Raw genomic sequence first — 23271 nt, 5'->3', positions numbered from 1 at the left:
CGGTGCGGTCGCCGAGCGGCTGTGCCCCCGCAGCCGGGAGGAGGAACGCTCCCCGATGAACACCGACGTTGCCGGCTCCGACGCCGACACGAAGGCCGACACGAAGGCCGACCCGAAGGCCGACACGACGGCGGACACCCCCGACGGTGCCGCGCCCGTGGAGCCTGCCACCGGCCGGGACGGCGGCCAGACCCCGCCTGGGCCGCTCGCCAGGGCGCTGCCCGTGGCCGCCGTCGTCGCGGCGGTGCTCGCGGTCGTGCTGGGCTGCCTGTGGCTGTTCGCGCTGAACAGCGACGCCACCCAGGTCGCGCAGGCCCGCGACGCTGCACTCCGTGACGCCCGCCAGGCGGTGATCAACCTGAACACCCTGGACCACAAGGACGCCCAGAAGGGACTGGACCTGTGGATCCAGTCCTCGGCCGGGTCGGTCCGCGACGAGTTCGTGTCCAACCGCGACGCCTACGCCAAGCTGGTCACCGACCAGAAGCGCACCACCACCGCGACCGTCACCGACGCCGCGGTGACCGAGGTCGACCCGCGCGCCGGGACCGCCCGGGTGCTCGCCGGCGTCGACGTGAACGTCACGCCCGAGGGCGGTCAGCCCACCGTGACCCGCCAGCGCATCGAGCTCGGCATGGTCCGTACCGACGACGGCTGGAAGGTCGACGCCCTGGAGCCGCTTGTCACCCCGGGCACGGGCTGACCCTCCGGCCCGACCCCCGGCCCCCGGCGGTGCCCCGCGCCGCCCCGCACCCAGGTCGACCACCCCAGGAGGTCACCGCATGTCCACCCCCCGCCGCCGCCCCGCGGGCGGCATCCGCAGGCCCCAGGTCGCGGGCCGCCCGCGCACCCGCACCGACGAGCCCGACGAGGAGGAGACCGGCACCGGCGGTGTCGCCCTCGACGAGCGCTCCGGTGCCGCGGTCCCGTCCGCCGCACCGGTCCGCTCCGGCGACGCCGGGCGCACCGACGCATCCGACACCCCCGGCACGACCGACGCCTCCGACCCGGCCGACGCCGGCGACGCGGACGATGCCGGTGCGGCCGACGCCGACGGCGCCCCGCGCCGCCGGTCGTTGCTGTCCGCCCCGACGACCCGGCGCGCGACCGGGCTGTTGCTCGCCGTCACGGTGCTGCTCGTCGCGGCCGCCGCGTTCTTCGGCGCCGAGTGGTACCGCACGACCTTCACCGGCTCGGCGGCCAACACCGCGCTGAGCGACGTCGGCACCACCACGCAGGTCAGCGAGCAGGTCGGCGAGGCGATCACGAAGGTCTACTCGTTCGACTACGCCCGCCTCCAGCAGGCCGAGGACGATGCCCGCGCCGTCATCACCCCGGGCTTCCAGCCGGAGTTCGACAAGATCTTCGGCAGCGTGAAGGACCTCGCCCCGCAGCAGAAGGCCGTGGTCACCGCGACGATCCCGAAGCTCGCCGTGGCCAGCATCGACGGGGACCGCGCGACCGTCTACGCCTTCGTCAACCAGGTCATCCGGCGCCAGGCCGACGGCGGTGCCCCGCAGGAGGGGGCCGCCGCGGCCCGGCTGCGGGTCGACGCCCAGTTCGTCGACGGCCGCTGGAAGATCTCCGCGATGACGCCGGCCTGACCCGGCCCCCGCGCCCGCGACGGTGCCCCGTACCCCCGGTCGACGGGGGTGCGGGGCACCGGCGTATGGTGGTCCACGATCCACCGAAGACCGCAGGTCCGCGCCCGGGTTCCGGGTGCACGAAGGTTCCGGGAACAGCCGGACGGCCCGCGCAGGAGGACGAGGCGACAGCGGGCGCGCGAGCGCCCCACGAACTTCCGACGCCCCGTGCTGCTGCGCACGGGGCGTTCGTCGTCTCCGGGGTCGGAGTGGGAACTGCGTCGGTGGCACCCCCAAGCACGTCCCACGTGCACGAGACCGACCCCCGAGAGGAGGGCAGCGATGGCAGCACCTGAGAAGGTCGCAGCGGTCGAGGAGATCACCAACCGCTTCCGCGAGTCGGACGCCTCGGTCGTGACCGAGTACCGCGGGCTCAGCGTCGCCAAGCTGACCCAGCTGCGCCGGGACCTGGGTTCGGACGCGAACTTCCGCGTCGCGAAGAACACCCTGGTCAAGCGCGCGGCGGCGGAGGCCGGGGTCCAGGGCCTGGACGACCTGCTCGCCGGCCCGACGGCCATCACCTTCATCAAGGGTGAGCCCGTCGAGGCCGCGAAGGCGATCAAGCAGTTCGCGAAGGACAACCCCGGTCTGACGATCAAGGGCGGGTACATGGACGGGCGCGCCCTGTCCACCGCCGAGGTCGAGCAGCTGGCGGACCTCGAGACCCGTGAGGTCCTGCTGGCCAAGCTGGCCGGCGCGATGAAGGCCAACCTGTCGAAGGCCGCCGGGCTGTTCAACGCCCCGGCCTCGCAGGTCGCCCGCCTCGCGCAGGCGCTGGCCGACAAGAAGGCCGAGTCCGGCGAGTCCGCCGCTCCGGCCGAGGCCGACGGCGACTCCGCCGAGAGCTGACCACCACCCCCATCTGTCTTTCGTAGAAAGGACCGCCACCATGGCGAAGCTGTCCACCGACGAGCTGCTCGACGCCTTCAAGGAGCTCACCCTGCTGGAGCTCTTGGACTTCGTGAAGAAGTTCGAGGACACCTTCGAGGTCACCGCGGCCGCCCCGGTCGCCGTCGCCGCCGCGGGTGCCCCCGCCGCCGGTGCCGCCCCCGCCGAGGAGGAGAAGGACGAGTTCGACGTCGTCCTCGAGGCCGCCGGTGACAAGAAGATCCAGGTCATCAAGGTCGTCCGCGAGGTCGTCTCGGGCCTGGGCCTGAAGGAGGCGAAGGACCTCGTCGAGTCCGCGCCGAAGCCGCTGCTCGAGGGTGTCGCCAAGGAGGCCGCCGAGGCCGCCAAGACGAAGCTCGAGGAGGCCGGCGCCAAGGTCTCGCTCAAGTGACCTGAGCACCGCTCGCACGACGGGGCGCCGACCCACCGGGTCGGCGCCCCGTCGTCGTTCCGGCGGTCAGGTCCGTTCGCGGGCCCGCAGCTCGCGACGCAGCACCTTGCCCGTGACGGTCTTGGGCACCTCGTCGAGCAGCTCCACCTGCCGCGGGTACTTGTAGGCCGCCATCCGCTCCCTGGTGAAGGAGATCAGCTCCTCCGGGGTGACCGAGGCACCCGCCCGCAGGGACACGAAGGCCTTCACCGTCTCGCCCCGGTACTCGTCGGCGACGCCGACCACCGCGGCCTCCCGCACCGCGGGGTGCTCGTAGAGGACGTCCTCCACCTCGCGCGGCCACACCTTGTAGCCGCCCGCGTTGATCTGGTCCTTCTTCCGGTCGACGATGTAGAACCAGCCGTCGGCGTCCATGTAGCCGACGTCCCCGGTACGGAGCTCTCCACCCGGGATCGCCCCCGCCGTCTCCTCGGGCTTGTTCCAGTAGCCCGCGACGACCTGCGGCCCGGACGTGCAGATCTCCCCGATCTCGCCGGGCGGGAGCTCCGCGCCGTCGTCGTCGAGGATGCGGACGACGGTGCCGTAGATCGGGACACCGACCGACAGCGCCCCGGACGCGGAGTCCACCGGCCCCTGGGTGCCGATCGGTGTGGCGTGCGACGGCGAGGTGGTCTCGGTCAGCCCGTAGATGTTGTGGATCCACAGCCCGAACGCCTCGTGGAACGCGGTGACCGTCGACGGCGGGATCGGCGCCCCGCCCGAGCAGATCGTGCGCAGCGACGCGAGCGCCTCCCGGTCGGCGTTCGGGGCGTTCATCAGTGCGATGAACACCGTGATCGCCCCGACGGTGAAGGTCGGGCGCTGCTCGCGGATCACGTCGATGCCGAGCGAGGGCTCGAACCGGTGGAACAGCACGAGCGGTGCCGCGAGGTACTGGGCCACCGTGACGTGCGCGATCAGCCCGGTGATGTGGAACAGCGGGGCGATGCCGAGGACGACCTCGTCGTCGCCGAGGCCGCACCAGGTGGCGTAGGCCTGGCTGGTGAAGACGACGTTGCCGTGGGTGTTCATCGCGCCCTTGGGAGGCCCGGTGGTCCCCGAGGTGTAGGTGAGGAACGCGGTGTCCCCGGCGCCGAACGACACCGGCGGGGGAGCGGTGCCCCGGTGCGCGTCCAGGAACGTGCCGAGGTCGGTGACGTCGTCGCCGGACAGGTCCGGCCGCGCCGTCTCGGGGAGGGCACGCGGGTCGTCGCGGGTCTGGAACTCGCGCTCGGAGGTGGTGAGCACGGTGCGCACGCCGGACAGCCCGGCCAGCACGGTCCGCGCGACGCCGTCGTGGAGCGACTCCAGGCAGACCAGCACCGACGACCCGGAGTCGCGCAGCAGCAGCTCCAGCTCGCGCTCGCGGTTCATCGGGTTGATCGACACCGCGATCCCGCCCGCCTTCCAGGTGCCGACCAGGCCCAGGACGAACTGCGGCACGTTCTGCAGGTACATCGCCACCCGCTCGCCCGCGGTGAACCCGCCGGCGAGCAGCCCGGCGGCGAAGGCGTCGCTGAGCTCGTCGAGCTCGCGGTAGGTGAGCGCGCCGTCGAAGTAGCGCAGCGCGTCGCCGTCGGGGTTGCGCGCCACCGCGGCCCCGAACATCGACAGCGCGTCGGTGTGGTCCGGGGTGATGTCGTGCGGCATGCCCTCGGCGTAGCGGGCCAGCCAGGGGCGGTCGGCGTAGGACATCAGCGGATCACGATCGGGTTGACCGGTGCCCCCGTGCCGTTGACGACCTTCAGCGGGGCGGCGGCGTAGAGGAAGCTCCACCGGCCGTCGGCGGCGCAGGCGTCGGCGAGGTCGTCGAGCCAGGCGATCTCGGTGAGGGCGACGCCGAGGTTGCGCATCAGCGCGCAGTGCAGCGGGAGCGCGACGCCGGTGTGTGGCTCGCTGGTCACCTCGTTGGCGATGGTGTCGGTGACGAGGTTCGGGATCTCCTTGCGCTGGAACCACTCCACGAGCTCGCGCGAGTAGGTGAGCCCCGGCTCGGTGAAGTCGGTGTAGAAGGTCGCCGGGTCGTTCAGCTCGTACCAGTACTTCATCCATCCGGTGCGGATGACGAGCACGTCGTGCGGCTCGATCGTGACGCCCTGCGCCCGTGCCGCGGCCTCGAGGTCGGTGTGGTCGAAGGTCTCGCCCTTGTCCAGCCACTCCTTGCCGCGGTGCCGGGCCATGTCGATGAGCACCCCCCGCCCGACGACGCCCTTCTCCGCGATGGGCAGCACCGACGCCTGGTCCATCGCCTCGACGGTGGAGCGCGCGTCGTAGCCGTTCCAGAGCTTGCCGTCGTACCAGACGTGGCCGAGCGCGTCGTACTGCGTGGAGCCCTGCAGGAAGATGAGCGCGGTGTCGTCGGCGTAGTGCAGCCCGCCGGGGAACTGCGGCGCGTCGGCCGAGTCCCAGGTGGCCTCGTCCATGACGTTCTGCCGCTTGATGCCCTCGCGGCCCGGCCACAGCGGGTCGCCCGGCGACTCGGTGCGTCCCATGTGGATCTGCAGGGTGAACACCTCGCCCGAGCGGACGTGCCGCACGCCGCGGAGGACCTCGCCCGCGTCCAGGTAGTTCAGGCAGCCGAGCTCGTCGTCGGGACCCCACTTGCCCCAGTTGCTGGGGGCGTCGTCGCCGAGGACCTCGCGCATGGGAGGAGTGCTGTCGGACATCGTCGTCCTTTCGTCGCCGTCGGCCGTCACCGACCTGTGACCGATCGTTGGCGTCCCGACGACACCGTGTCAACCGTCACGCGGATCGACCTGAACGGTCGTCGGTGGACCGGTCGTCCCGGCAGGATGACCGCTCGTCGACGAAGTGGGACTTGACTCGGTGCGGCGTGCAGGTCACCCTTGGGCAACGGTGGTTGCCTGCATGCTGGAATCGGCGACCTGTCTCGACAGCTGCGCTCGCAGCGTCTATAGTCATTCTTTGCGCTGTCTGCGTCCAGGCTCACGCGCTCATGACCGGGGAAGACTTCCGGACCGATCCGTCGGCCGCCGGAGAGGGTTCGGCGGACATGGGTACGGGGGTTCGGTCGTCCGTCAGTGCCCGACAACAGACGGCGTGCGACGTGGCCGGCTACCGGCTCGCGATCCGGGGGGACCCCGATCGGATCGAGGGAGACGGTAGCGCCCGCCACCGGCGCACGCCAGACGAGAAGCGCAGTTCTCGGAAGGACGCATCTTGGCTGTCTCCCGCGCCGCCGCGACCACCTCGACCCTCTCCGCTTCGGCGAACCCGAACTACCCCGGCGCACCCACCCGGGTCACCTTCGCGAAGATCGCCCAGCCGTTGGAGGTCCCCGACCTTCTCGACCTGCAGATCCAGTCCTACGAGTGGCTGGTCGGCAGCGAGGCCTGGTTCCAGCGCCGGATCGAGGCCGGTGACGAGCTTCCGGTGAGCGGTCTGGAGGAGATCCTCACCGAGATCTCGCCGATCGAGGACTTCTCCGGGTCGATGTCGCTGTCCTTCTCCGACCCTCGCTTCGACGAGGTCAAGGCCTCCGTCGAGGAGTGCCGGGACAAGGACATGACCTACGGTGCCCCGCTGTTCGTGACGGCGGAGTTCACCAACAACACCACCGGTGAGATCAAGTCCCAGACGGTCTTCATGGGCGAGTTCCCCGTGATGACCGACAAGGGCACGTTCATCATCAACGGCACCGAGCGCGTCGTCGTGTCGCAGCTCGTCCGTTCGCCGGGTGTCTACTTCGACCACGCGATCGACAAGACGACCGAGAAGGACGTCTACTCGGTCAAGATCATCCCGAGCCGGGGCGCGTGGCTGGAGTTCGACGTCGACAAGCGCGACACCGTCGGTGTCCGCATCGACCGCAAGCGCCGCCAGCCGGTCACCGTGCTGCTGAAGGCCCTGGGCTGGACCGCCGAGCAGATCGGTGAGCGTTTCGGGTTCTCCGAGACGATCATGACGACGCTCGAGAAGGACAACACCGCGGGCCAGGACGAGGCGCTGCTCGACATCTACCGCAAGCTGCGCCCCGGCGAGCCGCCGACGCGCGAGTCGGCCCAGGCGCTCCTGGAGAACCTGTTCTTCAAGGACAAGCGCTACGACATGGCCAAGGTCGGTCGCTACAAGGCCAACAAGAAGCTCGGTCTCGACATCGACAACTCGGTCGGCACGCTGACCGAGGAGGATGTCGCCACCACCATCGAGTACCTCGTCCGGCTGCACGCCGGCGAGACCACGATGACCGTGGGTTCCGGTGACTCCGCGCGGGAGATCCCGGTCGAGACCGACGACATCGACCACTTCGGCAACCGGCGCCTGCGCACCGTCGGCGAGCTGATCCAGAACCAGGTCCGGGTCGGTCTGTCCCGCACCGAGCGGGTCGTCCGCGAGCGGATGACCACCCAGGACGTCGAGGCCATCACGCCGCAGACCCTGATCAACACCCGGCCGATCACGGCCGCGATCCGGGAGTTCTTCGGCACCTCGCAGCTGTCGCAGTTCATGGACCAGCACAACCCGCTGGCCGGACTGACCCACAAGCGTCGTCTGTCGGCGCTCGGCCCGGGCGGTCTGTCCCGTGAGCGCGCCGGCATGGAGGTCCGCGACGTCCACCCGTCGCACTACGGCCGCATGTGCCCGATCGAGACCCCCGAGGGTCCGAACATCGGTCTGATCGGCTCGCTGGCCTCTTTCGCGCGGGTCAACCCGTTCGGCTTCATCGAGACGCCGTACCGCAAGGTCGTCGACGGTGTCGTCACCTCGCAGATCGACTACCTGACCGCCGACGAGGAGGACCGCTTCGTCGTCGCCCAGGCGAACGCCCAGCTCAACGAGGACGGTTCCTTCGCCGACGAGCGCGTGCTGGTCCGCCGCAAGGGCGGCGAGGTCGACCTGATCTCGCCCTCGGGCGTGGAGTACATCGACGTCTCGCCGCGCCAGATGGTGTCGGTCGCGACGGCGATGATCCCGTTCCTCGAGCACGACGACGCGAACCGCGCGCTGATGGGCGCGAACATGCAGCGCCAGTCCGTGCCGCTGCTGCGCTCGGAGTCGCCGCTGGTCGGTACCGGCATGGAGCTGCGTGCCGCCGTCGACGCCGGTGACGTCGTCACCGCCGAGTCCGCCGGTGTCGTCGAGGAGCTGTGCGCCGACTACATCACCGTCATGGACGACGAGGGCCAGCGTCAGACCTACCGTCTGAACAAGTTCCGCCGCTCGAACCAGGGCACCTGCAACAACCAGAAGCCCATCGTCGACGAGGGGCAGCGGGTCGAGGTGGGCCAGGTGCTCGCCGACGGTCCCTGCACCGAGAACGGTGAGATGGCGCTGGGCAAGAACCTGCTCGTGGCGATCATGCCGTGGGAGGGCCACAACTACGAGGACGCGATCATCCTGTCGCAGCGCCTCGTGCAGGACGACGTGCTCACCTCGATCCACATCGAGGAGCACGAGATCGACGCGCGCGACACGAAGCTGGGCGCCGAGGAGATCACCCGGGACATCCCGAACGTCTCCGAGGACGTGCTGGCCGACCTCGACGAGCGCGGCATCATCCGGATCGGCGCCGAGGTCCAGCCCGGCGACATCCTGGTCGGCAAGGTCACGCCCAAGGGCGAGACCGAGCTGACCCCGGAGGAGCGCCTGCTCCGCGCGATCTTCGGTGAGAAGGCGCGCGAGGTCCGCGACACCTCGCTGAAGGTCCCGCACGGCGAGAACGGCAAGGTCATCGGCATCCGGGTCTTCTCCCGCGACGACGACGACGAGCTGGCCCCGGGCGTCAACGAGCTGGTCCGCGTCTACGTGGCCCAGAAGCGCAAGATCTCCGACGGCGACAAGCTCGCCGGCCGGCACGGCAACAAGGGCGTCATCGGCAAGATCCTCCCGCAGGAGGACATGCCGTTCCTCCCGGACGGCACGCCGGTCGACATCATCCTGAACACCCACGGTGTGCCGCGTCGTATGAACATCGGCCAGATCCTGGAGACCCACCTCGGGTGGATCGCCAAGTCCGGCTGGGAGATCGAGGGCAAGCCCGAGTGGGCGGCGCAGATGCCCGAGGAGCTCTACTCGGTGCCCGCCGACACGAACACCGCGACGCCGGTGTTCGACGGTGCGCGCGAGCACGAGATCACGGGTCTGCTCGGCTCGACCCGCCCCAACCGGGACGGCGAGCGGATGGTCGGTCCGGACGGCAAGGCGCAGCTGCTCGACGGCCGCTCCGGTGAGCCGTACCCGTTCCCGGTCGCGGTCGGCTACATGTACATCCTGAAGCTGGCCCACCTGGTGGACGACAAGATCCACGCCCGGTCGACCGGCCCCTACTCGATGATCACCCAGCAGCCGCTGGGCGGTAAGGCGCAGTTCGGTGGCCAGCGCTTCGGCGAGATGGAGTGCTGGGCGATGCAGGCGTACGGCGCGGCCTACACCCTGCAGGAGCTGCTGACGATCAAGTCCGACGACGTCGTGGGCCGCGTGAAGGTCTACGAGGCGATCGTCAAGGGCGAGAACATCCCGGAGCCGGGGATCCCCGAGTCGTTCAAGGTGCTCCTCAAGGAGCTGCAGTCGCTCTGCCTGAACGTCGAGGTGCTCTCCAGCGACGGTGCGGCGATCGAGATGCGGGACGCCGACGACGAAGACCTCGAGCGTGCCGCGGCGAATCTGGGCATCAACCTGTCCAGCCGCCCGGGCTCGGAGTCGATGACCGTCGACGACGTCGTCAACTGACCCCCGTCCGACCAGCCGCCCTTTAAACGAAGAAACAGAGGACATACGTGCTCGACGTCAACTTCTTCGACGAACTGCGCATCGGCCTGGCCACCGCCGAGGGCATCCGCCAGTGGTCGCACGGTGAGGTCAAGAAGCCCGAGACCATCAACTACCGCACCCTGAAGCCGGAGAAGGACGGGCTCTTCTGCGAGAAGATCTTCGGTCCGACCCGGGACTGGGAGTGCTACTGCGGCAAGTACAAGCGCGTCCGGTTCAAGGGCATCATCTGCGAGCGCTGCGGCGTGGAGGTCACGCGCGCCAAGGTGCGTCGTGAGCGGATGGGCCACATCGAGCTGGCCGCCCCGGTCACGCACATCTGGTACTTCAAGGGCGTCCCGAGCCGGCTGGGCTACCTGCTCGACCTGGCTCCCAAGGACCTCGAGAAGATCATCTACTTCGCGGCGTACGTGATCACCTCGGTGAACACCGAGCTGCGGCACAACGACATGTCCACGCTCGAGAACGAGATGAGCGTGGAGCGCCGCCGGGTCGAGCAGACCCGCGACGCCGACCTCGAGGCCCGCGCCCAGAAGCTCGAGCAGGACCTCGCCGAGCTCGAGGCCGAGGGTGCCAAGGGCGACGTCCGCCGCAAGGTCAAGGACGGCGGCGAGCGCGAGATGCGCCAGCTGCGCGACCGCGCTCAGCGCGAGCTGGACCGGCTCGACGAGATCTGGACGACGTTCACCAAGCTCGACGTCCAGCAGCTCATCGCGGACGAGTCCATCTACCGCGAGCTCTACGACCGCTACGGCGACTACTTCACCGGTGCCATGGGTGCCGAGGCGATCCAGAAGCTGCTGGAGAACTTCGACATCCCGGCCGAGGCCGAGAAGCTGCGCGAGATCATCCGGTCCGGCAAGGGCCAGAAGAAGCTGCGTGCGCTCAAGCGCCTCAAGGTCGTCGCGGCGTTCCAGACCACCGGCAACTCGCCGATGGGCATGGTGCTCGACTGCGTCCCGGTCATCCCGCCGGACCTGCGCCCGATGGTGCAGCTCGACGGTGGCCGCTTCGCGACCTCGGACCTGAACGACCTGTACCGCCGGGTCATCAACCGGAACAACCGCCTCAAGCGACTGATCGACCTCGGCGCGCCCGAGATCATCGTCAACAACGAGAAGCGGATGCTCCAGGAGTCCGTCGACGCGCTGTTCGACAACGGCCGTCGCGGCCGGCCGGTGACCGGGCCGGGCAACCGCCCGCTCAAGTCGCTGTCCGACCTGCTCAAGGGCAAGCAGGGCCGGTTCCGCCAGAACCTGCTCGGCAAGCGCGTCGACTACTCGGGCCGTTCGGTCATCGTCGTCGGCCCGCAGCTGAAGCTGCACCAGTGCGGTCTGCCCAAGCAGATGGCGCTGGAGCTGTTCAAGCCGTTCGTGATGAAGCGCCTGGTGGACCTCAACCACGCGCAGAACATCAAGTCGGCCAAGCGGATGGTCGAGCGCGGCCGCTCGCAGGTGTGGGACGTGCTCGAGGAGGTCATCTCCGAGCACCCCGTGCTACTGAACCGTGCGCCCACGCTGCACCGTCTCGGCATCCAGGCCTTCGAGCCGCAGCTGGTGGAGGGCAAGGCCATCCAGCTGCACCCGCTGGTCTGCGAGGCGTTCAACGCGGACTTCGACGGTGACCAGATGGCGGTGCACCTGCCGCTGTCGGCCGAGGCGCAGTCCGAGGCCCGGGTCCTGATGCTCTCGTCGAACAACATCCTGTCCCCGGCGTCGGGTCGCCCGCTGGCGATGCCGCGTCTGGACATGGTCACGGGTCTGTACCACCTGACCCGTCTCCGCGAGGACGCCCACGGCGCCGGGAACCACTACGGCTCCGCGGCCGAGGCGATCATGGCCTACGACCGCAAGGTCCTCCACCTGCAGGCGCCGATCAAGATCCGGCTCCCGAACGTCACGCCGACCCCGGGTGCCGCGGCCGAGACCGTGACCGAGGACGGCGTCTGGACCGCGGAGACCACGCTCGGGCGGGTGCTGTTCAACGAGCTCCTGCCGGCGGACTACCCGTTCGTCAACGAGCCGCTGCCGAAGAAGCGTCAGGCCACGATCGTCAACGAGCTGGCCGAGCGCTACTCGATGACCGAGGTCGCGCAGGTCCTGGACCGGCTGAAGGACGCGGGCTTCTACTGGGCCACGCGCTCCGGCGTCACGATCTCGATCGCGGACGTGCTGGTCCCGCCGGCCAAGGCGGGCATCCTCGAGGAGTACGAGGCGAAGGCCGACCAGATCAACAAGCGCTACCAGCGTGGTGCCCTGTCGCACCAGGAGCGCAACGACGAGATGGTCAAGATCTGGAGCCGGGCGACCGAGGAGGTCGCCAAGGCGATGGAGCAGAACTTCCCCGAGGACAACCCGATCCCGACGATCGTGCAGTCCGGGGCCGCGGGCAACATGACCCAGATCCGCCAGCTGGCGGGTATGAAGGGTCTGGTCGCGAACCCCAAGGGCGAGTTCATCCCGCGTCCGATCAAGGCCTCGTACCGCGAGGGTCTGTCGGTGCTGGAGTACTTCATTTCCACGCACGGCACCCGTAAGGGTCTGGCGGACACCGCGCTGCGGACCGCGGACTCCGGGTACCTGACCCGTCGTCTGGTCGACGTGTCGCAGGACGTCATCGTCCGCGAGGTCGACTGCGGCACCGAGCGCGCCATCCCGATGGCGGTCACCGAGGAGACGAGCGACGGTCGGTTCATCCCGCACCGTTACCTGCGCACCTCGGTGTACGCCCGGACCTCCGGCGAGGAGATCACCGGACCGGACGGCACGGTGCTCGTCCGCAAGGGCGACGACCTCGGCGACACCGTGCTCGACGCGCTCGTGGCGGCCGGTGTCAAGACGGTCCGGGTCCGGTCCGCACTGACCTGCGCCTCGGCCACCGGTATCTGCGCGATGTGCTACGGCCGCTCGATGGCCACCGGCAAGCTGGTGGACGTCGGCGAGGCCGTCGGCATCGTCGCCGCGCAGTCCATCGGTGAGCCCGGCACCCAGCTGACGATGCGTACGTTCAAGCAGGGTGGCGTCGCGGGCGACGACATCACGACCGGTCTGCCGCGTGTCACCGAGCTGTTCGAGGCCCGGGTCCCGCGCGGCAAGGCGCCGATCGCCGACGTCGACGGCCGCATCCGCATCGAGGACGGCGACCGGTTCTGGAAGATCACGCTGATCCCGGACGACGGCGGCGAGGAGATCGTTTACGAGAAGCTGTCCAAGCGGCAGTGGCTCGGGATGACCACCGTCGACGGCACCGAGCGTCCGCTCGCGGACGGCGACCACGTGACGGTCGGCCAGCTGCTCCTCGAGGGCATGGCGGACCCGCACGAGGTGCTGCGTGTCATGGGCCCGCGTGAGGTGCAGCTGCACCTCGTGCGTGAGGTGCAGAAGGTGTACCGCACGCAGAGCGTGGACATCCACGACAAGCACATCGAGGTCATCGTCCGGCAGATGCTGCGCCGGGTCACGATCATCGACTCGGGTGCGACCGAGTTCCTGCCCGGCGCACTGGCCGAGCGGGGCGAGTTCGAGTCCGAGAACCGCCGGGTCGTCGCCGAGGGGCTGGAGCCGGCGTCGGGCCGTCCGGTCCTGATGGGGATCACCAAGGCCTCGCTGGCGACGGAGTCGTGGCTGTCTGCGGCGTCGTTCCAGGAGACCACCCGCATCCTCACCGATGCCGCGATCAACGGAAAGCGCGACAAGCTCGTCGGGCTCAAGGAGAACGTGATCATCGGTAAGCTGATCCCGGCCGGTACCGGCATCAACCGGTACCGCAACATCCAGGTCCAGCCGACCGAGGAGGCCCGCGCGGCCGCCTACGCGCTGCCGAGCTACGACGACGGCTACTACAGCCCGGACGTCTTCGGCACGGGCACCGGTGCCGCGGTGCCGCTGGACGACTACGACTTCGGTCGCGACTACCGCTAGCGCGCAGCGCGCATCAGCGCTGAGGTAGCCGCTCGGTCCGGACCCGCGACGGTGGGTCCGGACCGTGACCGAGGAGGTCCCGGACGGGGCCGGACACCGCTCTCCCGTGGCGGTGACCGGCCCCGTTCGTGCGTCCGGGGGCTGTGCCCCGGTGCGGGCCTCAGCGCAGGCAGTCCGCGCGCAGGGCGGAGCCCAGCGTGCGCAGCGAGGAGTCGGCCTCGGCGAGCAGCCCGGCCAGGGTCGGGAAGGCGTGCCACATGCCGGGTGCGCGCTCGTAGGTGACCGGGGTCCCGGCCGCGCGGGCACGCTCGATGAGGGTGTCGGCGTCGTCGACGAGGATCTCGTCGGCGCCGGCGACGACGTGCAGCGGCGGCAGCCCCGCCAGGTCGGCCTCCAGCGGCAGGAGCTCGGGGGCCCCGGTGTGCGGGCCCGCGTAGTCGGCGACGGCGTCGGGCAGCCACGACGGGTCCAGCATAGAGTCGGAGGCGACATTGCGGGTGAGCGCGTCGGCGGTGCAGGACAGGTCCAGCCACGGCGAGATCAGCCCGATCGAGCCCGGGAGGTCCTCACCGGCGGCGCGGAGCCGCAGCAGCAGCGACATCGTCAGCCCGCCGCCCGCCGAGTCACCGGCCACCGCGATGTGCCGGGCCGGGATCCCCGCGGCGCGCAGGGCGGTCCAGGCGGCGTACGCGTCGTCGAGGGCGGCCGGGAACGGGTGCTCCGGCGCGAGCCGGTAGTGCGGTGCGAGGACGGCGCTCCCGGTGGCGTGCGCGAGCCCCGCGAGCAGCGGCCGGTGCGAGGACGACGACCCCACGAGGTACCCGCCGCCGTGCAGGTAGAGCACTCGGTGCGGGGAGAGCGGCCCGGGCGGTGCGACGACCGCGGTGGGCACCCCGCCGAGCGTCCCGAGGCTCCGGCGGGTGCCGCGGGGGAGCGGGAGGGACGCGCCGACCAGGTCGAGTCCACGCCGCCGGAGGGCGACGGGTAGTGTGGGACCGAGCAAGGGCGCGATGAGTGCTCGCGTGGCGAGGCGGTTGACGGCCGTCGGCAGGTGCATACCGGACCGTAACCGTCCCTCCGTCGCCATCGTCCACAGGGTGATCCACACCGTGATCGACACGGCGGGATCCCGTGGGGACACAGTCATCGCCCACCACCGATCCGACCGCGACGAGCGGCCGTCGATCTGCGACGAGCGGGTGAGTCCGCTTGCCAGAGGCGGCGTCGTACGGCATCGTCGGGTCACCACAGGTCTCCTCCGGAGTGTCATCCCGGGGGATCCGAGGACCATCGAAGCCCCCGATGGACCCGAAGGCAGGTCCGAGGCGAACGCCCGGAACGGACCCGCTTTGACCGCCTTGAAGAGGGCCGGGTACTCTCGTGTTCTGTGCTCGGCTCCGGTCGGGCAGGTCCGCGTGTCCCGTGGTGTGCACCGATCCGATGGTTCCGACCCTCAGGTCTGTGGTTGCGCCCCGGAGCAGGGCACGCCGGACGTCCCGACAGCCTCCGCGGGGCCCTTCCGGCCCCGAGCGTGCCCGGGACGACACGCCCGACCTCGGGGTCCGGCGCGACGGTGGCGGAGTCCGGTGAGAGCCGGCAGCCACGCCGGCGCCCGGAGTCCGGGACACCGAACCACGATCACCAGTGTCACGGCGAGCAAGACAGTCGAGCCACGTCGACGGGAAGAAGTAGACGGTTCATGCCCACGATCCAGCAGCTGGTCCGCAAGGGCCGCGAGGACAAGGTCTCCAAGACCAAGACCGCCGCGCTGAAGGGAAGCCCCCAGCGCCGCGGGGTCTGCACCCGCGTGTACACCACCACGCCCAAGAAGCCGAACTCGGCCCTGCGCAAGGTCGCCCGTGTGCGCCTGTCCAGCGGCATCGAGGTCACCGCGTACATCCCCGGTGAGGGCCACAACCTGCAGGAGCACAGCATCGTGCTCGTGCGTGGTGGTCGTGTGAAGGACCTCCCCGGCGTGCGCTACAAGGTCATCCGGGGGTCGCTGGACACCCAGGGCGTGAAGAACCGCAAGCAGTCCCGCAGCCGCTACGGCGCGAAGAAGGAGAAGAGCTGATGCCCCGCAAGGGCCCCGCCCCGAAGCGTCCGCTGGTCTCGGACCCGGTCTACGGCTCGCCGCTGGTCACCCAGCTGGTGAACAAGGTCCTCAAGGACGGAAAGCGGTCGCTCGCCGAGCGCATCGTCTACGCCGCCCTCGAGGGCACCCGTGACAAGACCGGCACCGACCCGGTCGTCACGCTGAAGCGCGCTCTCGACAACGTGAAGCCGGCCCTCGAGGTCCGCAGCCGCCGCGTCGGTGGCGCGACCTACCAGGTCCCCGTCGAGGTCCGTGCCGTCCGGCAGACCACCCTGGGGCTGCGTTGGCTGGTCACCTACTCCGGTCAGCGCCGCGAGAAGACCATGGTCGAGCGCCTCATGAACGAGCTGCTCGACGCCAGCAACGGCCTCGGCGCCAGCGTCAAGCGGCGCGAGGACATGCACAAGATGGCGGAGTCGAACCGCGCCTTCGCCCACTACCGCTGGTGACCGGCCGACCGTCGGGCGCCATCTCGCGATCGAGGGAGAGCTGAGCTAGTGGCAGCACAGGACGTGCTGACGGACCTGACCAAGGTCCGCAACATCGGCATCATGGCCCACATCGACGCCGGTAAGACGACCACCACCGAGCGGATCCTGTTCTACACCGGGATCAACTACAAGATCGGTGAGGTCCACGACGGCGGCGCCACGATGGACTGGATGGAGGAGGAGCAGAAGCGCGGCATCACGATCACGTCCGCCGCGACGACCTGCTTCTGGAAGAACCACCAGATCAACATCATCGACACCCCCGGGCACGTCGACTTCACCGTCGAGGTGGAGCGGTCGCTGCGGGTGCTCGACGGTGCGGTCGCGGTCTTCGACGGCAAGGAGGGGGTCGAGCCGCAGTCCGAGCAGGTCTGGCGGCAGGCCACCAAGTACAACGTCCCCCGCATCTGCTTCGTCAACAAGATGGACAAGCTGGGCGCGGACTTCTACTTCACCATCCAGACCATCAAGGACCGGCTGAACGCGACGCCGCTCCCGCTGCAGATCCCGATCGGCTCCGAGAACGACTTCATCGGTGTCGTCGACCTGGTCGAGATGCGTGCCCTCACCTGGCGCGGCGAGGTCGCCAAGGGTGAGGACTACACCGTCGAGGAGATCCCGGCGGAGCTCCAGGCCAAGGCCGAGGAGTACCGCACCCAGCTCATCGAGGCGGTCGCCGAGACCGACGACGAGCTCATGGAGCTCTACCTCGGTGGTGAGGACCTGACCGTCGAGCAGATCAAGAACGGCGTGCGCCGGCTGGTCAACGACCGCGCCGCGTACCCGGTCCTCTGCGGCTCGGCGTTCAAGAACAAGGGTGTCCAGCCGATGCTGGACGCGGTGATCGACTACCTGCCGTCGCCGTACGACGTGCCGCCGGTCGAGGGTTTCCTCACCGACGGTGAGACGCCGGCGAGCCGCAAGCCGTCGAAGGACGAGCCGTTCTCGGCGCTGGCCTTCAAGATCGCCGCGCACCCGTTCTTCGGCAAGCTCACCTACATCCGGGTCTACTCGGGTCAGGTCGCCGCCGGCGCCCAGGTCATCAACTCGACCAAGGACCGGAAGGAGCGCATCGGGAAGCTCTTCCAGATGCACTCCAACAAGGAGAACCCGGTCGACGAGGCCGTGGCCGGCCACATCTACGCGGTCATCGGTCTGAAGGACACGACCACCGGCGACACGCTCTGCGACCCGCAGAACCCGATCGTCCTCGAGTCGATGACCTTCCCGGACCCGGTCATCCAGGTCGCCGTCGAGCCCAAGTCGAAGGCGGACCAGGAGAAGCTCTCCCTGGCGATCCAGAAGCTGGCCGAGGAGGACCCGACGTTCCAGGTCTCCCTGGACGACGAGACCGGTCAGACCATCATCGCCGGCATGGGCGAGCTGCACCTCGAGGTGCTGGTCAACCGGATGAAGTCCGACTACAAGGTCGAGGCCAACATCGGCAAGCCGCAGGTGGCCTACCGGGAGACCATCAAGAAGGCCGTCGAGAAGTTCGAGTACACGCACAAGAAGCAGACCGGTGGTTCGGGCCAGTTCGCCCGCGTCATCATCAAGCTCGAGCCGCTCACCAGCGGCGACGGTGCGCTGTACGAGTTCGAGAACAAGGTCACCGGTGGCCGTGTCCCGCGGGAGTACATCCCGTCGGTCGACGCCGGTGCCCAGGACGCCATGCAGTACGGCATCCAGGCCGGCTACCCCGTGGTCGGTGTGAAGCTCACGCTGCTGGACGGTCAGTACCACGAGGTCGACTCCTCGGAGATGGCCTTCAAGGTCGCCGGTTCCATGGCGTTCAAGGAGGCGGCCCGCAAGGCGAGCCCCGCCATCCTCGAGCCGATGATGGCCGTCGAGGTGATGACGCCCGAGGACTACATGGGCGACGTCATCGGTGACCTGAACTCCCGCCGCGGCCAGATCCAGGCCATGGAGGAGCGGGCCGGTGCCCGTGTCGTCAAGGCGACCGTGCCGCTGTCCGAGATGTTCGGCTACGTCGGCGACCTGCGGTCGCGGACCCAGGGCCGGGCGAACTACACGATGGTCTTCGACTCCTACGCCGAGGTTCCGGCGAACGTGGCGAAGGAGATCATCGCGAAGGCCACGGGCGAGTAAGAGCTCCCCGGGGCGGGCCCCAGTGCCCGACCTGCTCGGAGGGTGCGGTCCGCGGATCGGTAAGGTCCGCGGCCCGCACACCCGACACCGACAGACCTGCCGTCAGCACGGCGGAGTACAGACACGAGTCCAGGAGGACCCAGCAGTGGCGAAGGCGAAGTTCGAGCGGACCAAGCCGCACGTCAACATCGGCACCATCGGTCACATCGACCACGGCAAGACCACGCTGACGGCGGCCATCACCAAGGTTCTGCACGACAAGTTCCCGACCCTCAACGAGGCGTCGGCGTTCGACATGATCGACAAGGCGCCCGAAGAGCGCCAGCGCGGTATCACGATCTCGATCGCGCACGTCGAGTACCAGACCGAGAAGCGGCACTACGCGCACGTCGACTGCCCCGGGCACGCCGACTACGTGAAGAACATGATCACCGGTGCCGCCCAGATGGACGGCGCGATCCTGGTGGTCGCCGCGACCGACGGCCCGATGCCCCAGACCCGTGAGCACGTGCTGCTCGCGCGTCAGGTCGGCGTGCCGTACATCGTCGTCGCCCTGAACAAGGCGGACATGGTCGACGACGAGGAGATCATGGAGCTCGTCGAGATGGAGGTCCGCGAGCTGCTGTCGGCTCAGGACTACCCGGGCGACGACCTCCCGATCGTGCGCGTCTCGGCGCTGAAGGCGCTCGAGGGCGACGACAAGTGGGCCGAGGCCATCGTCGAGCTCATGGACGCGGTCGACGAGGCCATCCCGGAGCCCGAGCGCGACGTCGAGAAGCCGTTCCTCATGCCCGTCGAGGACGTCTTCACGATCACCGGTCGCGGCACGGTCGTCACCGGCCGTATCGAGCGCGGCATCGTCAAGGTCAACGAGACCGTCGACATCGTCGGGATCCGGCCGAACAAGACCTCGACCACCGTCACCGGTGTCGAGATGTTCCGCAAGATCCTCGACGAGGGTCGCGCCGGCGAGAACGTCGGTCTGCTCCTGCGCGGTATCAAGCGTGAGGACGTGGAGCGCGGCCAGGTCGTCGTGAAGCCGGGTTCGATCACCCCGCACACCGAGTTCGAGGGCCAGGTGTACATCCTGGGCAAGGACGAGGGCGGCCGTCACACCCCGTTCTTCAACAACTACCGTCCGCAGTTCTACTTCCGGACGACCGACGTGACCGGTGTCGTGACCCTCCCGCAGGGCACCGAGATGGTCATGCCGGGTGACAACACCACCATGAGCGTTCAGCTGATCCAGCCGATCGCCATGGAGGAGGGCCTGCAGTTCGCCATCCGTGAGGGTGGCCGCACCGTGGGCGCCGGCCAGGTCACCAAGATCAACGCGTGACGTGACGGGGTCGTCCCAGCAGGGGCGGCCCCGTTACCCACCCCCCGGTCGAGGGTGCCGCACAGCGGTGTGTCATCCTTGACGGGTTGCACGATGAGCATGGCGCGTGGGAGCGCCGCCCCTGTTCCCGGTTCCCGGTAGTTCAGAGGTCGCGAACCACGCGCCATGTTCGTTGTCAGCCCCGGTACCACGGTCCGCCGTGAGGCCGGGGAGATTCCGAGCGACATGCCCGCCCCAGATGGGGGTGGGACGCGGTGACCCGGGCAGAACCATGCGGGTAGGGCGCGACACGCCCGACCTCGTGGACCGGAGAGCCCCGGCAGGACGAGTGCTCCAGGGAACTGGACGCGCGACTCCGGGCCGACAGAGACCTGAACAGAGCACGGGCCGCAGCCGGCCCGCCGGACATCCGGTGGCAGCACGGCGCGAGTTCTTACGGGGCCGAACCGCGACACCCCCGCGGCAGGAAGAAGAGGACGACCGACGACCATGGCGGGACAGAAGATCCGCATCAGGCTCAAGGCCTATGACCACGAGGCAATCGACGCGTCTGCTCGCAAGATCGTGGAGACCGTGACGCGTACCGGTGCCCGGGTCGTCGGCCCCGTGCCGCTGCCTACCGAGAAGAACGTGTACTGCGTCATCCGCTCGCCGCACAAGTACAAGGACTCGCGCGAGCACTTCGAGATGCGCACGCACAAGCGACTCATCGACATCCTCGACCCGACGCCCAAGACGGTCGACGCGCTCATGCGCATCGACCTGCCGGCGAGCGTCGACGTCAACATTCAGTGACGGCGGGGTGGAGACGATGACTGCTGCATTCAAGAAGACGACTGCCACCAAGCAGACGAAGAAGGTCACCGGCCTCCTGGGCACCAAGCTCGGGATGACCCAGTTGTTCGACGAGAACAACCGCATCGTGCCGGTCACCGTGGTCCAGCTCGGACCGAACGTCGTGACGCAGGTGCGCTCGCAGGAGACCGACGGCTACACCGCCGTCCAGCTGGCCTACGGGGCCATCGACCCGCGCAAGGTGAACAAGCCGGAGTCCGGCCACTTCGCCAAGGCCGGCGTCACCCCCCGTCGCCACGTCCTGGAGCTCCGCACCTCCGACGCCGCCGAGTACACCACCGGCCAGGAGGTCACCGTCGAGGCGTTCGCCGAGGTGGCCGAGGTCGACGTGGTGGGCGTGACCAAGGGCAAGGGCTTCGCCGGTGTCATGAAGCGCCACGGGTTCAAGGGCCTGGGCGCCTCGCACGGCACGCAGCGCAAGCACCGTTCGCCGGGCTCCATCGGCGGCTGCGCCACCCCGGGCCGCGTGTTCAAGGGTGTGCGGATGGCCGGCCGGATGGGTTCCGACCGCCAGACCACGCAGAACCTGAAGGTCCACCGGGTGGACGCCAAGCGCGGGCTGCTGCTCGTCAAGGGCGCCGTCCCCGGTCCGCGCGGTGGCCTCGTCGTGGTGAAGACCCCCGCGAAGGGTGATGGCAAGTGAGCACCGTGCAGATCAAGACCCCCGAGGGTTCCGCCTCCGGCAGCGTCGAGCTCCCGGACCACGTCTTCGACGTGACGGCGAACATCGCCCTCATGCACCAGGTGGTGACCGCGCAGCTCAACGCCGCGCGTCAGGGCACGCACGACGTGAAGGGCCGCGGCGAGGTCCGCGGCGGTGGCAAGAAGCCGTACCGGCAGAAGGGCACCGGTCGCGCCCGTCAGGGCTCGATCCGCGCGCCGCAGTTCGCCGGTGGTGGCATCGTCCACGGCCCGACCCCGCGCGACTACTCGCAGCGGACCCCGAAGAAGATGAAGGCCGCCGCCCTGCGTGGCGCCCTCTCCGACCGGGCCCGCGCCGGAGCCGTGCACGTCGTGTCCGCCTTCGCCGAGGGTGACGCGCCGTCGACCAAGTCCGCCCGCAAGGTGATCGAGGCCGTCGTGCCCGACGCCCGCCGGGTGCTCGCGGTCGTCGAGCGTTCCGCCGAGAACGCCCTGCTGAGCCTGCGCAACCTGCCGCAGGTCCACCTGATCGCGCCCGACCAGCTGAACACCCACGACGTGCTCGTCAACGACGTCGTGCTGTTCACGCAGGCGGCGCTGGACGAGTTCCTGGCCGGCCCGATCGCGAAGCCGAAGGCTGCCGGCCGCCGCGCTGAGGAGGCCGACAAGTGATCACGGACCCGCGGGACGTGCTGCTCGCGCCGGTCGTCTCGGAGAAGAGCTACGGGCTGCTCGACGAGCGCCAGTACACCTTCGTCGTGGCACCGGACGCGAACAAGACCCAGATCAAGATCGCCGTGGAGAAGGTGTTCGGGGTCAAGGTGACCAGCGTGAACACGCTGAACCGCCCGGGCAAGCGCAAGCGCTCCCGCACCGGCTACGGCAAGCGCAAGGACACCAAGCGCGCGATCGTCACGCTCTCCGAGGAGAGCAAGGCGATCGACGTCTTCGGTGGCCCGGCGAGCTGAGGGAGCGAGCTGACCCATGGCCATTCGTAAGTACAAGCCGACCACCCCGGGCCGTCGTGGCTCGAGCGTGTCGGACTTCGCCGAGATCACCCGCGACACCCCCGAGAAGTCGCTGCTGCGTCCGCTGCACAACAAGGGCGGCCGCAACGCGCACGGGCGGATCACCACCCGTCACCAGGGTGGCGGGCACAAGCGCGCCTACCGTCTGATCGACTTCCGTCGTCACGACAAGGACGGCGTGCCGGCGAAGGTCGCGCACATCGAGTACGACCCGAACCGCACCTCGCGGATCGCACTGCTGCACTACGCCGACGGCGAGAAGCGCTACATCATCGCGCCGGCGAAGCTCAAGCAGGGCGACAAGATCGAGAACGGTCCCCGGGCCGACATCAAGGTGGGTAACAACCTGCCGCTGCGCAACATCCCGACGGGCACCGTGGTGCACGCGATCGAGCTCCGCCCCGGTGGCGGCGCGAAGATCGCGCGCTCGGCCGGTGTCGGCGTCCAGCTGGTCGCCAAGGACGGGCCCTACGCGCAGCTGCGGATGCCCTCCGGCGAGATCCGCTACGTCGACGTGCGCTGCCGCGCCACCGTCGGCGAGGTGGGCAACTCGGAGCACGCCAACATCAACTGGGGCAAGGCCGGCCGTATGCGGTGGAAGGGCAAGCGCCCGACCGTCCGTGGTGTCGTCATGAACCCGGTGGACCACCCGCACGGTGGTGGTGAGGGCAAGACCTCCGGTGGCCGCCACCCGGTGAACCCCGCGGGCACGCCCGAGGGCCGTACCCGCAAGAACAAGCCGTCCGACAAGTTGATCGTCCGCCGGCGCCGTACCGGCAAGAAGCGCTGAGCAGGGAGGTAAGACATGCCGCGCAGCCTGAAGAAGGGCCCCTTCGTGGACGACCACCTGCTCAAGAAGGTGGACGCCCTCAACGAGTCCGGCAAGAAGACCGTGATCCGCACGTGGTCCCGTCGGTCCACGATCATCCCGGACATGATCGGTCACACCATCGCGGTGCACGACGGCCGCAAGCACGTCCCGGTCTTCGTCTCCGACTCGATGGTCGGGCACAAGCTGGGCGAGTTCGCCCCGACCCGCACGTTCCGGGGGCACATCAAGGACGACCGCAAGGCGCGTCGGCGCTAGAAGCCGGCCCGAGTA

At 69.3% G+C, this 23271-nt stretch carries 19 protein-coding genes; 16 read left to right on the top strand and 3 right to left on the bottom strand.

Annotated elements, in window-relative coordinates:
* Nucleotides 1-55 precede the first annotated feature (55 nt).
* The 4 genes from Ae717Ps2_RS23240 (at nt 56) to rplL (ending at nt 2922) form a co-directional block, all read left to right on the top strand.
* Entirely contained in the window at nt 56-703 is a 648-nt protein-coding gene (locus tag Ae717Ps2_RS23240) for a hypothetical protein (RefSeq protein WP_083695288.1), read from the top strand.
* A 79-nt stretch (nt 704-782) separates the two neighbouring features.
* On the top strand, nt 783-1604 hold the full coding sequence (locus Ae717Ps2_RS23235) for a nuclear transport factor 2 family protein (protein WP_075333895.1): 822 nt from the start codon (nt 783-785) through the stop codon (nt 1602-1604).
* Nucleotides 1605-1925: 321 nt separating this feature from the next.
* Nucleotides 1926-2492, top strand: coding sequence for a 50S ribosomal protein L10 (gene rplJ, locus Ae717Ps2_RS23230; protein ID WP_020622230.1), 567 nt, complete (start codon nt 1926-1928; stop codon nt 2490-2492).
* 40 nt (nt 2493-2532) lie between these two features.
* A complete protein-coding gene (gene rplL / locus Ae717Ps2_RS23225) occupies nt 2533-2922 on the top strand; it encodes a 50S ribosomal protein L7/L12 (protein WP_075333894.1) in 390 nt (129 codons plus the stop codon).
* 66 nt (nt 2923-2988) lie between these two features.
* On the opposite strand, the gene Ae717Ps2_RS23220 is transcribed toward rplL, so the two are convergent.
* Nucleotides 2989-4656 (bottom strand): AMP-binding protein, encoded by a 1668-nt coding sequence (locus Ae717Ps2_RS23220; RefSeq protein WP_075333893.1) that lies wholly within the window; start codon nt 4654-4656, stop codon nt 2989-2991.
* On the bottom strand, nt 4656-5627 hold the full coding sequence (locus Ae717Ps2_RS23215; protein ID WP_075310142.1) for a cyclase family protein: 972 nt from the start codon (nt 5625-5627) through the stop codon (nt 4656-4658). Before Ae717Ps2_RS23215 ends, Ae717Ps2_RS23220 begins: the two co-directional genes overlap by 1 nt.
* Nucleotides 5628-6141: 514 nt before the next feature.
* On the opposite strand from Ae717Ps2_RS23215, the gene Ae717Ps2_RS23210 reads away from it, so the two are divergent.
* On the top strand, nt 6142-9651 hold the full coding sequence (locus Ae717Ps2_RS23210; RefSeq protein ID WP_075310144.1) for a DNA-directed RNA polymerase subunit beta: 3510 nt from the start codon (nt 6142-6144) through the stop codon (nt 9649-9651).
* A gap of 47 nt (nt 9652-9698) precedes the next feature.
* A complete protein-coding gene (locus Ae717Ps2_RS23205) occupies nt 9699-13610 on the top strand; it encodes a DNA-directed RNA polymerase subunit beta' (protein WP_075333892.1) in 3912 nt (1303 codons plus the stop codon).
* 160 nt (nt 13611-13770) lie between these two features.
* Here Ae717Ps2_RS23205 and Ae717Ps2_RS37440 read toward each other — a convergent pair whose 3' ends face one another.
* A complete protein-coding gene (locus Ae717Ps2_RS37440; RefSeq protein ID WP_158071537.1) occupies nt 13771-14502 on the bottom strand; it encodes an alpha/beta hydrolase in 732 nt (243 codons plus the stop codon).
* An 807-nt stretch (nt 14503-15309) separates the two neighbouring features.
* On the opposite strand from Ae717Ps2_RS37440, the gene rpsL reads away from it, so the two are divergent.
* From rpsL to rpsS, 10 genes are all read left to right on the top strand, one after another.
* On the top strand, nt 15310-15684 hold the full coding sequence (gene rpsL / locus Ae717Ps2_RS23195; RefSeq protein WP_020622943.1) for a 30S ribosomal protein S12: 375 nt from the start codon (nt 15310-15312) through the stop codon (nt 15682-15684).
* A complete protein-coding gene (gene rpsG, locus Ae717Ps2_RS23190; RefSeq protein ID WP_020622942.1) occupies nt 15684-16154 on the top strand; it encodes a 30S ribosomal protein S7 in 471 nt (156 codons plus the stop codon). Before rpsL ends, rpsG begins: the two co-directional genes overlap by 1 nt.
* Before the next feature lie 48 nt (nt 16155-16202).
* A complete protein-coding gene (gene fusA / locus Ae717Ps2_RS23185) occupies nt 16203-18305 on the top strand; it encodes an elongation factor G (RefSeq protein ID WP_075333891.1) in 2103 nt (700 codons plus the stop codon).
* A 145-nt stretch (nt 18306-18450) separates the two neighbouring features.
* Nucleotides 18451-19644 carry an elongation factor Tu gene (gene tuf / locus Ae717Ps2_RS23180; RefSeq protein WP_020622940.1) on the top strand — a complete coding sequence of 398 codons (1194 nt, stop codon included), beginning with the start codon at nt 18451-18453 and terminating at the stop codon, nt 19642-19644.
* Between the two features lie 489 nt (nt 19645-20133).
* Nucleotides 20134-20439 carry a 30S ribosomal protein S10 gene (rpsJ, locus tag Ae717Ps2_RS23175; RefSeq protein ID WP_003938093.1) on the top strand — a complete coding sequence of 102 codons (306 nt, stop codon included), beginning with the start codon at nt 20134-20136 and terminating at the stop codon, nt 20437-20439.
* 16 nt (nt 20440-20455) lie between these two features.
* Nucleotides 20456-21142 carry a 50S ribosomal protein L3 gene (rplC, locus tag Ae717Ps2_RS23170; RefSeq protein WP_075334355.1) on the top strand — a complete coding sequence of 229 codons (687 nt, stop codon included), beginning with the start codon at nt 20456-20458 and terminating at the stop codon, nt 21140-21142.
* On the top strand, nt 21139-21813 hold the full coding sequence (gene rplD, locus Ae717Ps2_RS23165; protein ID WP_020622938.1) for a 50S ribosomal protein L4: 675 nt from the start codon (nt 21139-21141) through the stop codon (nt 21811-21813). The genes rplC and rplD overlap by 4 nt, the downstream gene beginning before the upstream one ends.
* Nucleotides 21810-22109: a 50S ribosomal protein L23 gene (gene rplW, locus Ae717Ps2_RS23160; protein WP_020622937.1), complete on the top strand. Its 300-nt coding sequence runs from the start codon at nt 21810-21812 to the stop codon at nt 22107-22109. The genes rplD and rplW overlap by 4 nt, the downstream gene beginning before the upstream one ends.
* 16 nt (nt 22110-22125) lie before the next feature.
* On the top strand, nt 22126-22959 hold the full coding sequence (gene rplB, locus Ae717Ps2_RS23155; RefSeq protein ID WP_043277193.1) for a 50S ribosomal protein L2: 834 nt from the start codon (nt 22126-22128) through the stop codon (nt 22957-22959).
* A gap of 15 nt (nt 22960-22974) precedes the next feature.
* Nucleotides 22975-23256, top strand: a complete 282-nt coding sequence (rpsS, locus tag Ae717Ps2_RS23150; protein ID WP_020622935.1) for a 30S ribosomal protein S19 — start codon at nt 22975-22977, stop codon at nt 23254-23256.
* Nucleotides 23257-23271: the final 15 nt, after the last annotated feature.

Origin of the sequence: Pseudonocardia sp. Ae717_Ps2 (assembly GCF_001932475.1) — a bacterium.
In the GTDB taxonomy this organism is placed as follows: Bacteria; Actinomycetota; Actinomycetes; order Mycobacteriales; family Pseudonocardiaceae; genus Pseudonocardia.
This window is presented reverse-complemented; position numbering and strand designations above follow the sequence as displayed.

Excerpts from the sequence above, each read along its gene's own strand:
- Ae717Ps2_RS23235 (WP_075333895.1), top strand. The coding sequence starts at position 783 with ATGTCCACCCCCCGCCGCCGCCCCGCGGGCGGCATCCGCAGGCCCCAG.
- rpsG (WP_020622942.1), top strand. The coding sequence starts at position 15,684 with ATGCCCCGCAAGGGCCCCGCCCCGAAGCGTCCGCTGGTCTCGGACCCG.
- Ae717Ps2_RS23220 (WP_075333893.1), bottom strand. The coding sequence starts at position 4,656 with ATGTCCTACGCCGACCGCCCCTGGCTGGCCCGCTACGCCGAGGGCATG.
- rplL (WP_075333894.1), top strand. The coding sequence starts at position 2,533 with ATGGCGAAGCTGTCCACCGACGAGCTGCTCGACGCCTTCAAGGAGCTC.
- rplB (WP_043277193.1), top strand. The coding sequence starts at position 22,126 with ATGGCCATTCGTAAGTACAAGCCGACCACCCCGGGCCGTCGTGGCTCG.
- rplC (WP_075334355.1), top strand. The coding sequence starts at position 20,456 with ATGACTGCTGCATTCAAGAAGACGACTGCCACCAAGCAGACGAAGAAG.
- rpsJ (WP_003938093.1), top strand. The coding sequence starts at position 20,134 with ATGGCGGGACAGAAGATCCGCATCAGGCTCAAGGCCTATGACCACGAG.
- rplJ (WP_020622230.1), top strand. The coding sequence starts at position 1,926 with ATGGCAGCACCTGAGAAGGTCGCAGCGGTCGAGGAGATCACCAACCGC.
- rpsL (WP_020622943.1), top strand. The coding sequence starts at position 15,310 with ATGCCCACGATCCAGCAGCTGGTCCGCAAGGGCCGCGAGGACAAGGTC.
- Ae717Ps2_RS23240 (WP_083695288.1), top strand. The coding sequence starts at position 56 with ATGAACACCGACGTTGCCGGCTCCGACGCCGACACGAAGGCCGACACG.
- rpsS (WP_020622935.1), top strand. The coding sequence starts at position 22,975 with ATGCCGCGCAGCCTGAAGAAGGGCCCCTTCGTGGACGACCACCTGCTC.
- Ae717Ps2_RS23215 (WP_075310142.1), bottom strand. The coding sequence starts at position 5,627 with ATGTCCGACAGCACTCCTCCCATGCGCGAGGTCCTCGGCGACGACGCC.